12 protein-coding genes are annotated in these 14,398 nt (G+C 59.8%); 9 read left to right on the top strand and 3 right to left on the bottom strand.

The genetic code is table 11. The features are described from left to right. Positions 1–120: 120 nt before the first annotated feature. Positions 121–1,302 (bottom strand): NO-inducible flavohemoprotein, encoded by a 1,182-nt coding sequence (gene hmpA / locus ACP3TY_RS02400; RefSeq protein ID WP_401244286.1) that lies wholly within the window; start codon positions 1,300–1,302, stop codon positions 121–123. Between the two features lie 164 nt (positions 1,303–1,466). On the opposite strand from hmpA, the gene norR reads away from it, so the two are divergent. The 5 genes from norR (at position 1,467) to ACP3TY_RS02375 (ending at position 6,056) form a co-directional block, all read left to right on the top strand. Next, positions 1,467–3,026: a nitric oxide reductase transcriptional regulator NorR gene (norR, locus tag ACP3TY_RS02395; protein WP_426619179.1), complete on the top strand. Its 1,560-nt coding sequence runs from the start codon at positions 1,467–1,469 to the stop codon at positions 3,024–3,026. Positions 3,027–3,352: 326 nt separating this feature from the next. Further along, a complete protein-coding gene (locus ACP3TY_RS02390; RefSeq protein ID WP_053123596.1) occupies positions 3,353–4,255 on the top strand; it encodes a chemotaxis protein CheV in 903 nt (300 codons plus the stop codon). Positions 4,256–4,282: 27 nt separating this feature from the next. Next, complete coding sequence (locus ACP3TY_RS02385; RefSeq protein ID WP_426619178.1) at positions 4,283–4,744, top strand: GNAT family N-acetyltransferase; 462 nt, start codon at positions 4,283–4,285, stop codon at positions 4,742–4,744. A 152-nt stretch (positions 4,745–4,896) separates the two neighbouring features. Continuing rightward, positions 4,897–5,223, top strand: a complete 327-nt coding sequence (locus tag ACP3TY_RS02380; RefSeq protein WP_282354300.1) for a hypothetical protein — start codon at positions 4,897–4,899, stop codon at positions 5,221–5,223. Between the two features lie 83 nt (positions 5,224–5,306). Next, positions 5,307–6,056 (top strand): YkgJ family cysteine cluster protein, encoded by a 750-nt coding sequence (locus tag ACP3TY_RS02375; protein ID WP_282354298.1) that lies wholly within the window; start codon positions 5,307–5,309, stop codon positions 6,054–6,056. Between the two features lie 150 nt (positions 6,057–6,206). Here ACP3TY_RS02375 and ACP3TY_RS02370 read toward each other — a convergent pair whose 3' ends face one another. Both ACP3TY_RS02370 and ACP3TY_RS02365 read right to left on the bottom strand, forming a co-directional pair. After that, positions 6,207–6,446, bottom strand: coding sequence for a hypothetical protein (locus ACP3TY_RS02370; protein ID WP_053123604.1), 240 nt, complete (start codon positions 6,444–6,446; stop codon positions 6,207–6,209). Between the two features lie 320 nt (positions 6,447–6,766). Continuing rightward, complete coding sequence (locus ACP3TY_RS02365; RefSeq protein ID WP_426619177.1) at positions 6,767–7,129, bottom strand: DUF6124 family protein; 363 nt, start codon at positions 7,127–7,129, stop codon at positions 6,767–6,769. Between the two features lie 949 nt (positions 7,130–8,078). Here ACP3TY_RS02365 and ACP3TY_RS02360 point away from each other — a divergent pair. Genes ACP3TY_RS02360 through ACP3TY_RS02345 form a run of 4 tightly spaced genes read left to right on the top strand, consistent with a single transcriptional unit; the run spans position 8,079 to position 14,378 of the window. After that, on the top strand, positions 8,079–9,239 hold the full coding sequence (locus ACP3TY_RS02360; protein WP_426619176.1) for an efflux RND transporter periplasmic adaptor subunit: 1,161 nt from the start codon (positions 8,079–8,081) through the stop codon (positions 9,237–9,239). Beyond that, positions 9,236–12,337: a multidrug efflux RND transporter permease subunit gene (locus tag ACP3TY_RS02355; RefSeq protein WP_426619175.1), complete on the top strand. Its 3,102-nt coding sequence runs from the start codon at positions 9,236–9,238 to the stop codon at positions 12,335–12,337. The genes ACP3TY_RS02360 and ACP3TY_RS02355 overlap by 4 nt, the downstream gene beginning before the upstream one ends. Positions 12,338–12,346: 9 nt before the next feature. Continuing rightward, a complete protein-coding gene (locus ACP3TY_RS02350; protein WP_053123617.1) occupies positions 12,347–13,024 on the top strand; it encodes a heavy metal response regulator transcription factor in 678 nt (225 codons plus the stop codon). Next, complete coding sequence (locus tag ACP3TY_RS02345) at positions 13,014–14,378, top strand: heavy metal sensor histidine kinase (protein ID WP_053123619.1); 1,365 nt, start codon at positions 13,014–13,016, stop codon at positions 14,376–14,378. Before ACP3TY_RS02350 ends, ACP3TY_RS02345 begins: the two co-directional genes overlap by 11 nt. The last annotated feature ends 20 nt before the right edge of the window (positions 14,379–14,398 follow it).

Raw genomic sequence — 14,398 nt, 5'->3', positions numbered from 1 at the left:
ATAAAGCGGTTAAGGATTCATTAAATCCAGGATCAAAAGATCGCAGCCTCCGGCAGCTCCTACAGTTATTACACCCTTTCCCTGTAGGAGCTGCCGAAGGCTGCGATCTTTTGCTGGGGGTTACTCCAAAGCCGAAGCCGGCCCGAAGAACTCATAACGGCTCTGCTGCTCCGGCACACCCAGCGCTTTCAGATGACGCTTGATCGCACCCATGAACCCCTTCGGCCCCAGGAAGTAAGCATCGACATCACGCTGTTCCGGCAACCACTCGCCCAATTGCTCCAGGCTCAACATGCCGACCTTGTCCGCCGCCGGGCTCACGCCATCGTCTTCGGCGTAGCAGTAGAAACGCTTGAGCTGCGGATGACGCGCCGCCAAGCCATCGACCCAATCGCGGAACGCATGCACGCCGCCATTGCGCGCGCAGTGGATAAAGTGCACAGGACGCTCGGTTTCCAGCGCCGCTTCGAGCATCGCCAATGTTGGCGTAATACCCACGCCGCCACTGATCAGCACCAGCGGTTTATCGCTGGCCGTCAGGGTGAACTCGCCCGATGGCGGGAACAGCTGAATGCTCGCGCCGACGTGCAGTTGATCGTGCAAGTGATTCGACGCACGACCACCCGGTTCACGTTTAACGCTGATGCGGTACTGACCTTTGTTGGCCAACGCCGACAGCGAATAGTTGCGGCGGATTTCTTCGCCATCGAGGATCAGTTTCATGCCGATGTACTGACCCGGCTCGGCTGCCAGAATCGGGCCTTTATCGGCAGGTTCGAAGTAGAACGAGATGATTTCCGCGCTCTCTTCAACTTTGGCCGCGACGATAAAGTCGCGCGCCCCACGCCAGCCGCCGACCGCGTGTTCTTTCTCGTCGTAGATGGCTGTTTCTGCACCGATCAGAATGTCGGCCAGTTGACCGTACGCCGCGCCCCACGCGCTCATCACTTCCGGGGTGGCAATTTCGTCACCGAGCACTTCAGAGATCGCCCGCAACAGGCAGGTACCGACAATCGGGTAGTGCTCCGGCAGAATCTGCAGGGCCACGTGCTTGTTGATGATTTTCGCCACCAGATCGCCCAACTGATCGAGTTGATCAATGTGGCGGGCGTACATCAAGACCCCGTTGGCCAGAGCACGCGGTTGGTCGCCGCTGGCCTGGTGCGCCTGATTAAATAGAGGGCGTACTTCCGGGTATTCAGAGAGCATCATGCGATAGAAGTGCGTGATCAGCGCTTCCCCGCCGCTTTCCAGCAGAGGCACGGTGGATTTGACGATGGCACGATCCTGGACGCTAAGCATAAGAGTGACTCCTGAGCTTCTTGAAAAAGTTATCTGAGTCATATCAGTTTCCGTGCCAACTTTTTAATGCCTATAAATCAATGGCTTGAGAAATACGTAGTCATAACGACTCAAACGGTTTTATAGTCATCGCGACTACATCTTGTCTCTTTGACTACACGACCATGACCGCCAAATCCCTGCTTACCGCACTGTTGCCTCTAGTCTCCGACCTGTCGCGCGAACTGCCCGAGGGCGAGCGTTATCGACGCTTGCTCGAAGCCATGCGCGCCCTGCTGCCGTGCGATGCCGCCGCGTTGTTGCGCCTCGACGGTGAATCGCTGGTGCCGCTGGCAGTCGATGGTTTGAGTACCGACACCCTTGGCCGCCGTTTTAAGGTCAGCGAGCATCCGCGTTTCGAAATTTTACTGGCCGGTGCCGGGCCAACGCGTTTCGCCGCCGACAGCGACTTGCCCGATCCTTATGACGGTTTGGTCGATGGGCTCGACGAACATCTGGAAGTCCACGACTGCCTCGGCTGCCCGCTGTTTGTCGATGAAAAACTCTGGGGGCTGATCACCCTCGACGCGCTCGATCCGGAACGTTTCGAGCCGATCGAACTGGATGCTCTGCAAGCGTTCGCCAGTCTGGCCTCGGCCACGGTCAACGCGGCCGAGCGCATCGAACGACTGGCGATTCGCGCGGAGGACGAGCATCAGCGCGCCGAGGTGTACCGCCAAGCCAGCGGTCAGCAAAACCGCGAAATGATCGGCCAGAGCAAAGCGCTCAAACGCTTGGTGGAGGAAATCAACCTGGTCGGCGGCAGTGATCTGACAGTGTTGATCACTGGCGAAACAGGAGTCGGCAAAGAGCTGGTGGCGCAAGCGATCCACGCCGCCTCCCCGCGCGCCGACAAACCGATCATCAGCCTCAACTGCGCCGCACTGCCGGACACCTTGGTGGAAAGCGAACTGTTCGGCCACGTGCGCGGCGCGTTCACCGGCGCCACCAGCGATCGTCGCGGCAAGTTTGAACTGGCCAATGGCGGCACGCTGTTTCTCGATGAAGTGGGTGAACTGTCGCTGACGGTGCAGGCCAAGTTGTTGCGGGTGTTGCAGAGCGGGCAGTTGCAGCGTTTGGGCTCGGATAAAGAGCATCAAGTCGACGTGCGTTTGATCGCCGCGACCAACCGCGATTTGGCCGAGGAAGTACGCAGCGGTCGCTATCGTGCCGACTTCTATCACCGTATGAGTGTGTACCCGCTGCGTGTGCCGGCGCTGCGTGATCGTGGGCGGGATGTGTTGTTGCTCAGCGGTTTCTTTCTGGAGCAGAACCGTTCGCGCATGGGCCTTAATAGCCTGCGTCTGAACAGCGATGCGCAGGAAGCGCTGCTCGCTTATACCTGGCCCGGCAACGTGCGCGAGCTGGAGCATTTGATTGGGCGCAGTGCGTTGAAGGCGTTGGGTAACTGCAAAGTGCGGCCGAAGATTCTGAGTTTGAGTGCAGCGGATCTGGATTTGCCGCGCGAGCTTGTGGATAACTCTGCCGGCGCGGCTGCCGATGTTGTCGCGACGGCGCCGTTGATTAACGGTGATTTGCGCAGTGCGACTGAGGAGTATCAGCGGCGGTTGATCAGTGCGGCGCTGGAGCGGAATCAGGATAACTGGGCGAGTGCGGCGCGGGAACTGGGGCTGGATCGGGCGAATCTTGGGCGGATGGCTAAGCGGTTGGGTATGAAGAGCTAGAAGCACACCCTCACCCTAGCCCTCTCCCACTGGGAGAGGGGACTGATTGGGGGATATTGGCGATGTCCGCCGACGTGAACCTGCTTTACCGAATCCATAATCGACTCGGTCGTTCAGGTCGATGTAAAACGCCAGACACCTCGGTCGGCCCCCTCTCCCTCTGGGAGAGGGCTGGGGTGAGGGGCTCTGATCTGACCGCAGACTCTGAATCCAACCCCCACCCGACAACTGACCTAAAGCCCCACCCCTTAACGCCGATAACCCGGCATCAATAGTTCCTGGCGATCTCCACCCTCGCCCACCACCTTTTTCCACAGAAGGTTTATATGTCTTCCACCAAAGCCCGCGCAGATTCACTTTCGCTTCTGCTGTTTACCTTGCGCAGCGGCAAGCTGATGGCGATCAACCTGCTGAAAGTCAGTGAAATCATTCCCTGCCCGCCGCTGACCAAACTCCCGGAATCACATCCGCACGTCAAAGGCATCGCAACCCTGCGCGGTAATTCGCTCTCGGTGATCGACCTCAGCCGCGCGATCGGCGAACGACCACTCGAAGACCCGGACGGCGGCTGCCTGATCGTCACCGACGTCAGCCGTTCCAAACAGGGCCTGCACGTGCAAGCCGTGAGCAAAATCGTCCACTGTCTGACCACCGACATCAAACCCCCACCGTTCGGCTCCGGCGGCCCGCGCGCTTACATCACCGGCGTGACCTCGGTGGACGGCACGCTGGTGCAGGTGCTCGACATCGAAAAAGTCATCCACAGCATCGCCCCGGCGCAGATCGAAATGGCGCCGACCGACCTGACCATGGAAGACGCCGAAGTCCTCGGTAACGCACGGATTCTGGTGGTCGACGACAGCCAGGTCGCGCTGCAACAATCGGTGCACACCCTGCGTAACCTCGGCCTGCAATGCCACACCGCGCGCAGCGCCAAGGAAGCCATCGACTGCCTGCTCGACCTGCAAGGCACAGCGCAGCAGATCAACCTGATCGTCTCCGACATCGAAATGTCCGAAATGGACGGCTACGCCTTCACCCGCACCCTGCGCGAGACCCCGGACTTCGCCCACCTCTACGTGCTGTTGCACACCTCCCTCGACAGCGCAATGAACAGCGAAAAAGCGCGGCTGGCCGGAGCGAATGCGGTGTTGACCAAATTCTCCTCGCCGGAACTGACCCAGCGTTTGATCGAAGCGGCCAAGCACGTCGCTGCGCACGGGCATTGAGTGTTGAGCGAGACGTATTGTTTTCTGATGCGGCGCGACTTGGCTGAAGTCGTGCCGGATGTGCAATGGCCCTCAGGCATCGAGATTTCCGTTTACCGCGCAGAACTGGCGCCAGCGGTGCATCACCTGATGCAACTCGGTTACCGCGAGGGCGGCGGACGGGTGCCGATGCTCGATGAATGGCAGCAACGCTTTGAGCGCGATCCGGAATACGACCCGACCTTGTGCTTTATTGCCTGCGATGGCGAAGGGGTTGTCGGTGTGGCGCAGTGCTGGACGAGTGCCTACATCAAAAATCTGGTGGTGCATCCTCGGGCGCAGGGTCGAGGATTGGGCCGGGCGTTGCTGCTGAATGCGTTCAAGGTGTTTCAGCAACGCCGTGAAGGGTTTGTTGATTTGAAGGTGCTGGAAGACAACCGGCGGGCGCAGCGCTTGTATGAAAGTGCCGGGATGTATGTAGTCCGCCGGGAATTGGTGCCGAACCTGTAAAGTCAACAGATCGCAGCCTTCGGCAGCTCCTACAGATGTTCGCGATCCCCTGTAGGAGCTGCCGAAGGCTGCGATCTTTTGACAATGACCTGAGCAACAAAACTGCAGAGGCAGACTCCAACCTTGGCCACCCACATCAAGGACGCCCAATCATGAAAGCCCTCACCCTCAGCCTCCTCTGCCTCACCGCCCTAGCCTCCCAGGCCCAAGCCTCCAGCCCCGACGCCTGGGCCGCCTACGATAAAACCGTCCTCGCCAGCTGCACCAAAGCCAGCGGCCTCAAAACCCCAAAACCCGTCGGCAGCCCCGCGCAATTCGATGACCGCGTCGGCTACACCGCCGTTCTGCTGCAAGGCACCTACCCGCAAAAACACATGAAAGGCCAGCAAGGCACCGAGCTGTGCCTCTACAACAAACAGTCGAAAACCGCGTTCGTCACCGAGTGGGACTCGATCCGCCCGCCCGCCAAAACCCAGTGAATGGCGCACAACTTGCTTCGATTCAGGTCAGCGCGGTGGTTTTCCGTCACCGTTTAATGCCCTGAATCGCGACTGGCCGTTCAATGAATACAACGTTTTCCTGCGTAGGCTGCGGCAAATGCTGCACCGACCATCATGTGCCCCTGACCTTGGCTGAAGCCCGTATGTGGGCGGCGGACGGTGGTCAAGTGATCGTGTTGGTCGAGGCCTTTCTCGGCAACGGACTCGGCTTGCCAACGCAGCAACGCGAGCACGCCGAACGTCGCTCGGCGGTGGTACGCAGCGGCGCGACCGCTGCGCACGTGGCAATCACCTTCGCCGCGTACAACGTCGGGCCTTGCCGGAATCTTGACGAAGACAAGCTCTGCCGCATCTACGAGCGCCGACCATTGGTGTGCCGCATTTATCCGGCGGAAATCAACCCGCATATCCCGCTCAATCCCGCCGCCAAAGATTGCCCGCCAGAGTCCTGGGAACAAGGGCCGGCGTTGATTGTGGGCGGTGAGTTGGTGGATCAGGAACTGGTCGAATTGATTCAGCGCTCACGCCAGGCGGATCGCGATGACATTCGGCTCAAGGATGCCATTTGCGCGACGTTGGGGATTCGTACCACGGCGTTGAAGGGCGACGGCTTTACCGCGTATCTGCCCAATATGGACGCGTTTGCGTCGGTGATTGATCAAGTGATCGAGCAACCGCTGAACACGGCGCAGAGTGAATGGCTGTTTCATGTGTCCGGGGAGGACATTGCCGGGCAAGTGCTGGCGGCCGGGGCTCAGGTGGTGACAGAGCCGGCGCAGACGTATGCGTTTATTTCGTTGCGGGCGGCTTGATTCCAGAGTTGTGCTGAGGCTAATGGCCTCTTCGCGGGCAAGCCTTGCTCCTACGGGGTTGTAGGGTGTTCATACAATTTGTGTACGACACAAAACCTGTAGGAGCCGAGCTTGCTCGCGAAGAGGCCCGCCAGATCAAGCAAATCTGAATCAGCGCTTACCCATCGACCGACGCGTACCCGGCGGGGCCATGCCCGGGGTTTTGGTGTGGCCGTTCTTGGCGCCGTTCTTGTACCACGGCTGATTCGAATCCTTGCCAGCCGCCAATTCACCGGGCTTGAACGGGAACTTGAACGCCGGGATCGCAGGCTTGGTTTCGCTGACGTCAGTCAGATCGGCCGGGACATCGCTGATAGCGTCGTCAACCGGCGGTTGGGTCGGGGAAGTCATGAAAGCTCCGGAAAGCAAAAAGTCGGGCCCGAACAGTGAGCCGCGAAGGCGCGCAGTATACCTGTGCGCCATGGCTCGGCACCTGAAGATTTGCAGTGCGCGCCGAACGGCTTGCAGAGCAGTCAGTCCCTTTTTGGGACTGATCGGTCCCTTTTTGGGACTGATCGGTCCCTTTTTGGGACTGCTTAACAACGCTGACCGGTAGAGATGTGTTGCCCGATCCGACGTCTTCGCGAGCAGGCTCGCTCCCACAGGTCGGACGCCTTTCAAGGTGGGAGCGAGCTTGCTCGCGAAGAACGATGACGCGGTATCAGGACGAGTTACATTTGCGGATCAACCCGATCCAGTGCCCGGTTTACCGCCAATTCGGCAAGCATGACGATCTGCTGGATGGCCAATGCCGTGCTGCGTTGCGGACGGCTGAGCTGATCGGCGAAATCGCCGGCCATCACGTTGGCCGAGGCCAGGGATTCGCAGGCGTGAGCGAGCAGGCTTTCAGTGTCAATGTTCGGGTGGACGAGGAACATCGTGCTGGGCAGGCGCGGTTTTATCGGGTCGGGGCTGAGGTAAAAATCGAGGGCGCGTTTGATGGCTTCGCGGTTTTTGATCTGGTCGTCGGCGCGGATGGCGTCTTCGAGGGGGGTTGTTGTTTCGAAGGGGGGATCGGGTACGGGCTTAGTCATGGAATCGGTTCTCACTGATCGGAGCCAACCAATTGCCGTTTCTCACGCGACGTATTGGGTGGCAGCTATGTGCAGGGTGAGAAACCGGGTAAGAACCACCACTTCCGGCCGAACCGAAGTTCGCCCGCACACAGCCGCCATAGAAATGCAGACAGCAATGAACTGGCGGCAATTATGACGATACTGCAGGTGGAATAATACTTAGCCCGGGTTCTCACACCCGATCGCCGAGCCTTCGGCGACAAGCCAAGACTAGAGAGCGCGCGTCCGACGGACAACCTGAAAACCTTGTGGGAAGGTTCACCCATTTCGAAACGCTTTTAAACACCCACTGCCGATGTAGGAGCTGCCGCCAACTGAAGAAAATGGTCGGCTGGCGGGCCGCCATCGCGAGCAGGCTCACTCCTACAGTTGGATTGAGTATATCTGTGAGAAACGGGTTGGCCGGTTGGGCGCCATCGCGAGCAAGCTCTGCTCCTACGGAGAGCAAAAGCAGAACGCACACCGCTTCTGCTTCTCACCACTCAACACGATGAGCGCAAGCTCGGGTGCAGCTCTTGATCTTGATCCACGGGCGACGTCGGAAGGCTGAGTGGAGGGATTGATCCGGGGGTGGGAGCGCAGCGACCGTTTGGCGCAGCCAAACACAGCGAGAGGAGGTGCAGCGAAGCAAACCGTAGGCGCTGCCCCCCGGATCGATCCCGGAGCGAAGGAACCCCGAGCCCCAGCGAGCGGGCCGCACGTAGGAGCAAGCCTTTTTGGTTACTTTTTCGGCGTCTGGAAAAAGTGACCCGCCGTAAGGGCGGAACCGTAATCAGCAACACCCGCAACAACGGATATGTACCCAACGAAACTGACAGCGCCGACAGCTAGCCGTCACCCTCCTGACCCCCAAACAAGTTTATAAAGACCCTAACCCTGCCCAAAATCCGTCCGGCGCCCACCCCGCATGCGAATCCAAAAGAACAAAGCCCTGCTCGCCACCCTATTGATCGTCCTCGCAGGCGCAGGTCTGTGGTACGCCCTGAAACCCGCCCCGACCAAACTCGCCACCCCCACAGCAATCCCCGTGCGAGTCATAGCGGTCAGCGAAAAAGACGTCCCCCGCTACACCAGCGGTATCGGCTCCGTACTCTCGTTACACAGCGTGGTCGTGCGCCCACAAATCGACGGCATCCTCACCAAAATCCTCGTCAAAGAAGGCCAACTCGTCAAAGCAGGCGACCTGCTGGCCACCATCGACGACCGCTCCATCCGCGCCAGCCTCGACCAGGCCCGCGCGCAACTGGGCGAAAGCCAGGCACAACTGCAAGTCGCCCTGGTCAACCTCAAACGCTACAAACTGCTCACCGTCGACGACGGCATCTCGAAACAGACCTACGACCAACAACAAGCCCTGGTCAACCAATTGAAGGCCACCGCCCAAGGCAACCAGGCCTCCATCGATTCCGCGCAGGTACAACTTTCCTACACGCAGATCCGCTCCCCGGTCACCGGCCGCGTCGGTATTCGTACAGTCGATGAAGGCAACTTCCTGCGCATGACCGACACCGCCGGCCTGTTCACCGTCACCCAGATCGACCCGATCGCCGTCGAGTTCTCCCTGCCCCAGCAAATGCTGCCGACCCTGCAAGGCCTGATCAACGATCCACAGCGCGCCCAGGTCAAGGCCTACATCGGCGCCGACACCGATGGCGAAACCGGCAACCTGCTCGGCGAAGGTCACCTGACCCTGATCGACAACCAGATCAACGCCAACACCGGCACCATCCGCGCCAAAGCCGAATTCGACAACGCCAGCCAGAAGCTCTGGCCCGGTCTGCTGGTCACGGTAAAAATTCAGACAGCCCTCGACAAAGATGCGCTGGTCGTCCCACCCACCGTCGTACAACGCGGTCTCGACCAACACTTCGTTTACCGCGTGAATGGCGACAAGGTTGAAGCCGTGCAAGTGCAGATGGTTTATCAGGGCAGCGGCCAGGACATCATCAAAGGCGTGAAGGCCGGTGACGTGCTGGTCACCGACGGCCAGTCGCGGCTCAAGCCCGGCTCGACCGTGCAAGTCATGACCGAGCCGGCGCATGTGGTGCAAGCGGAGCCGAAACCATGAAAGCGCACAAAGGCGTCTCCACGTGGTGCATCGATCACCCGGTCGCCACCATTCTGCTGACCATCGCTCTGGTGCTGGTCGGTTTGATTGCCTTCCCGCGCTTGCCAATCGCCCCACTGCCGGAAGCGGAATTTCCGACGATTCAGGTTTCCGCGCAGTTGCCCGGCGCCAGCCCCGACACCATGGCTTCATCCGTGGCCACTCCGCTGGAAGTGCAATTCAGCGCCATCCCCGGCATGACTCAGATGACCTCAAGCAGTGCGCTGGGCTCAAGCCTGCTGACCCTGCAATTCACCCTCGATAAAAGCATCGACACTGCTGCGCAAGAAGTCCAAGCGGCGATCAACACCGCCGCCGGCAAACTGCCCAAGGACATGCCGACGCTGCCAACGTGGAAGAAGGTCAACCCGGCCGACAGCCCGGTGTTGATCCTCAGCGTCAGCTCGACGCAGATGCCCGGCACCGAACTCAGCGACCTGGTGGAAACCCTGCTCTCGCGTCAGATCAGCCAGATCGACGGCGTAGGCCAAATCAACATCACCGGTCAGCAACGTCCGGCGATTCGCGTACAAGCTTCGGCGGACAAACTCGCGGCGATTGGCCTGACTCTCGCCGACATTCGTCTGGCAATTCAACAGACCAGCCTCAACCTCGCCAAAGGTGCGCTGTACGGCGAGTCGAGCATCTCGACGCTGTCGACCAACGACCAGTTGTTCCACCCTGAGGACTACAGCCAACTCATCGTTTCCTACAAGGATGGCGCCCCGGTTCACCTGCGCGATGTCGCCAAAGTCGTCAACGGTTCGGAAGATGCCTACGTGCAAGCCTGGGCCGGTGATCAACCCGGTGTGAACCTGGTGATCTCGCGCCAGCCCGGCGCCAACATCGTTGAAACCGTCGACCGCATTCAAGCCGCCCTGCCCGGTCTCGAAGCGATGCTGCCGGCCTCGGTGCAGGTTAAAACCCTGATCGACCGCACCCAGACTATTCGCGCCTCGCTGCATGAAGTCGAAATCACCCTGTTGATCGCGATCATGCTGGTGGTCGCGGTGATGGCGCTGTTCCTGCGCCAGTTGTCGGCAACACTGATTGTCTCGGCAGTGCTCGGCGTGTCGCTGATCGCCAGTTTTGCTTTGATGTACATCCTCGGCTTCAGCCTGAACAACTTGACGCTGGTGGCGATCGTGGTGGCCGTTGGGTTTGTGGTCGACGACGCGATTGTGGTGGTGGAAAACATCCACCGGCACCTTGAGGCCGGCGACGATATGCGCGAAGCGGCGATCAAGGGCGCCGGCGAAATCGGCTTCACCGTGGTCTCGATCAGTTTCTCGTTGGTGGCGGCGTTTATTCCGCTGCTGTTCATGGGCGGTGTGGTCGGGCGACTGTTCAAGGAATTCGCCCTGACCGCGACCTCGACCATCATGATTTCCGTGGTGGTGTCGCTGACTTTGGCGCCAACGCTGGCCGCGCTGTTCATGCGCAAACCGGTGCATCACGCCCACGACAAACCGGGCTTCAGCGAACGCCTGCTCGGCTGGTACGAACGGGGCCTGCGCCGCGCCCTCGCCCATCAAAAATTGATGATCGGCGTATTCGGTTTATCGCTGGCGCTGGCCATCGGCGGTTACATCTTTATCCCGAAAGGTTTCTTCCCGGTGCAGGACACCGGTTTCGTCCTCGGCACCACTGAAGCCGCTGCGGATATTTCCTACGGCGACATGGTGAAAAAACACTTGGCCATGGCCGAAATCGTCGCCGCCGATCCGGCCGTGCAGGCGTTTTCCCACTCGGTGGGTGTCTCCGGCAGTAACCAGACCATCGCCAACGGCCGCTTCTGGATCGCCCTGAAAAAACGCGGTGACCGCGACGTCAGCGCCAGCCAGTTCATCGACCGCATCCGCCCGCAACTGATGAAAGTCCCCGGCATCGTGCTGTACCTGCGCGCAGGCCAGGACATCAACCTCAGTTCCGGCCCGAGCCGCGCGCAGTACCAATACGTGCTCAAGAGTAACGACGGCGCGACCCTCGCGACATGGACGCAACGCCTGACTGAAAAACTGCGCAGCAACCCTGCGTTCCGCGACATTTCCAACGATTTGCAACTGGGCGGCAGCATCACCCACATCAGCATCGACCGCAGCGCCGCCGCGCGTTTCGGCCTGACAGCCAGCGATGTCGATGAGGCGCTGTACGATGCCTTCGGTCAAAGGCAGATCAATGAATTTCAGACCCAGGTCAACCAGTACAACGTGATTCTGGAACTGGACACCAAGCAGCGCGGCAAGGCCGAAAGCCTCAACTATTTCTACCTGCGCTCACCGCTGAGTGGCGAGATGGTGCCGCTGTCAGCGCTGGCCAAATTCGATGCGCCGACCATTGGCCCGTTGTCGATCGCCCACGACGGCATGTTCCCCGCCGCCAACCTGTCGTTCAACCTCGCGCCCGGCGTGGCGTTGGGTGATGCGGTGATTCTGCTCAATCAGGCCAAGGCCGAGATCGGTATGCCGACGGCGATCAGCGGCAATTTTCAGGGTGCGGCGCAGGCGTTCCAGAGTTCGCTGGCCAGTCAGCCGTGGCTGATTCTCGCGGCGCTGGTGGCGGTGTACATCATTCTCGGCGTGCTTTATGAAAGCTTCGTACACCCGCTGACGATCATTTCGACGCTGCCGGCGGCAGGTTTGGGCGCGGTGATCATGCTGTGGATCTGCGGCCAGGACTTTTCGATCATGGCGTTGATCGGTCTGGTGTTGCTGATCGGTATCGTCAAGAAGAACGGCATCCTGATGATCGACTTCGCCCTGGAGGCGCAGCGCCATCGAGGCCTGTCGCCGCAGGATGCAATTTTCGAGGCGTGCATCACGCGGTTCCGGCCGATCATCATGACCACCCTCGCCGCCCTCCTCGGCGCGCTGCCGCTTATGCTCGGTTACGGCACCGGCGCCGAACTGCGCCAGCCGCTGGGGATCGCGGTGGTGGGCGGTTTGCTGGTCAGCCAGATGCTGACGTTGTTTACCACGCCGGTCATATACTTGTGGCTCGAGCGACTTTTCCATAGACCCAAACCTGCGCCCCAGCCGGCGTTGGCGACCACAGACTGAGGCAGGGTCATGCGCGTTCTGATTATCGAAGACGAGGAAAAAACCGCGGATTATCTGCACCGCGGTCTGACGGAACAGGGTTACACCGTGGATCTGGCCCGCGACGGCATCGAGGGTCTGCACCTGGCGCTGGAAAGCGACTACGCGGTGATCGTCCTCGACGTCATGTTGCCGGGCCTCGATGGCTTCGGCGTGCTGCGCGCATTGCGTGCGCGCAAGCAAACCCCGGTGATCATGCTCACCGCCCGCGAGCGCGTCGAAGATCGTATCCGAGGCTTGCGCGACGGTGCCGACGATTACCTCGGCAAACCGTTTTCCTTCCTCGAACTGGTCGCACGCTTGCAAGCGCTGACCCGGCGCAGTGGCGGCCATGAACCGGTGCAAGTGAGCATTGCCGACCTGTGGATAGATTTGATCAGCCGCAAGGCGACCCGCGCCGGTACGCGACTGGATCTGACCGCCAAGGAATTTTCGCTGCTGAGCGTGTTGGCTCGCCGCCAGGGTGAAATCCTCTCGAAAACCGCCATCGCCGAGATGGTCTGGGACATCAATTTTGACAGCGATGCCAACGTCGTCGAAGTCGCAATCAAGCGCCTGCGCGCCAAGCTCGACGGGCCGTTCGACGAGAAACTGCTGCACACCATTCGCGGCATGGGTTATGTGCTGGAGAGCCGTGGTGTCCAGTAATTCGATTGCCCTGCGCCTGAGTGGCATGTTCACGCTGGTGGCGTTGCTGGTGTTTCTGTTGATTGGCGGCGCGTTGTATCAGCAGGTCGATAAAGGCTTGGGCTTGCTGCCGGAAGCCGAACTGGATGCGCGTTACAGCGTGCTCGAATCCACGGTCGGCCGCTTCGGCACGCCCGAGCACTGGGTGAAGATCAACAACAAACTCAAGCTGCTCGGCGAAGAAGACAAGCGCATCAGTTTCTGGATCAGCAGCGGCGATCCGCAATACGAATATGGCAACCTCACGCCCCAAATCCGCGAGATCACCAATGGCCCTTTGGGCACGCGCGATCTGCAATTGCCGGGGCAGCCTTATCCACTGAAAGTGCTGGTAAGTGAGTTTCCGGCCAAGGATCAGCGCCCGCCGCTGCGCTTTATGATCGGCATCGACACCGATACGTTTCATGAGACTCAGCACAACCTGTTGATCGCGTTGATCGGGCTGGCGATTGTCGGTGTGTTGATGGCTTCGGCGCTGGGGTATTGGGTGGCGCGTATTGGTTTGAAGCCGTTGATCAAACTCTCTCACGAAGCACAGCGACTGGCACCGCCGCTGAGGGCTGGGCGCTTGCGTCTGTCGCCGTTGCCGCCGGAGCTGGAACAGTTTGTCGACTCGTTCAACTCGACGCTGGAACGGGTCGAACTGGCCTATTCGCGGCTGGAATCGTTCAACGCTGACGTCGCTCATGAGTTGCGTTCGCCGCTGACCAATCTCATCGGCCAGACCCAAGTGGCGCTGACCCGTGGGCGTTCTGCAGAACACTATTTCGAGGTGCTGCAATCCAACCTGGAAGAACTGGAACGGTTGCGTTCGATCATTAACGACATGTTGTTTCTGGCCAGTGCGGATCAGGGTAATAAGGCGACCAAACTGACGTCGACTTCGCTAGCGGATGAGGTGGCGACGACGCTGGAGTATCTGGATTTCATTCTTGAAGATGCGCAGGTTCAGGTGCAGGTCAGCGGCGATGCGCTGGTGCAGATTGAAGTCGCGCATCTGCGGCGGGCGTTGATCAATTTGCTGAGTAATGCCGTGCAGCATACCGAGGCGGGTCAGGTGATTGAGGTGCGGATTGAGGTTGAAGAACATCAGGTGAGTATTGGTGTGGCCAATCCGGGATCGCCGATTGCCAGTGAGCATTTGCCGCGATTGTTCGAGCGGTTTTATCGGGTGGATGCGTCGCGCAGTAACAGCGGCAATAACCATGGGTTGGGGCTGGCGATCGTCAAGGCGATTGCGCTGATGCATGGCGGGGATGTGTTTGTGCGCAGTGATCGGGGGATGAATACTTTCGGGATTTATTTGCCGGTTTAAAGCGGATCAAAAGATCGCAG

The sequence above is a fragment of the Pseudomonas rustica genome (assembly GCF_049959085.1).
Lineage (GTDB): Bacteria > Pseudomonadota > Gammaproteobacteria > Pseudomonadales > Pseudomonadaceae > Aquipseudomonas > Aquipseudomonas rustica.
This window is presented reverse-complemented; position numbering and strand designations above follow the sequence as displayed.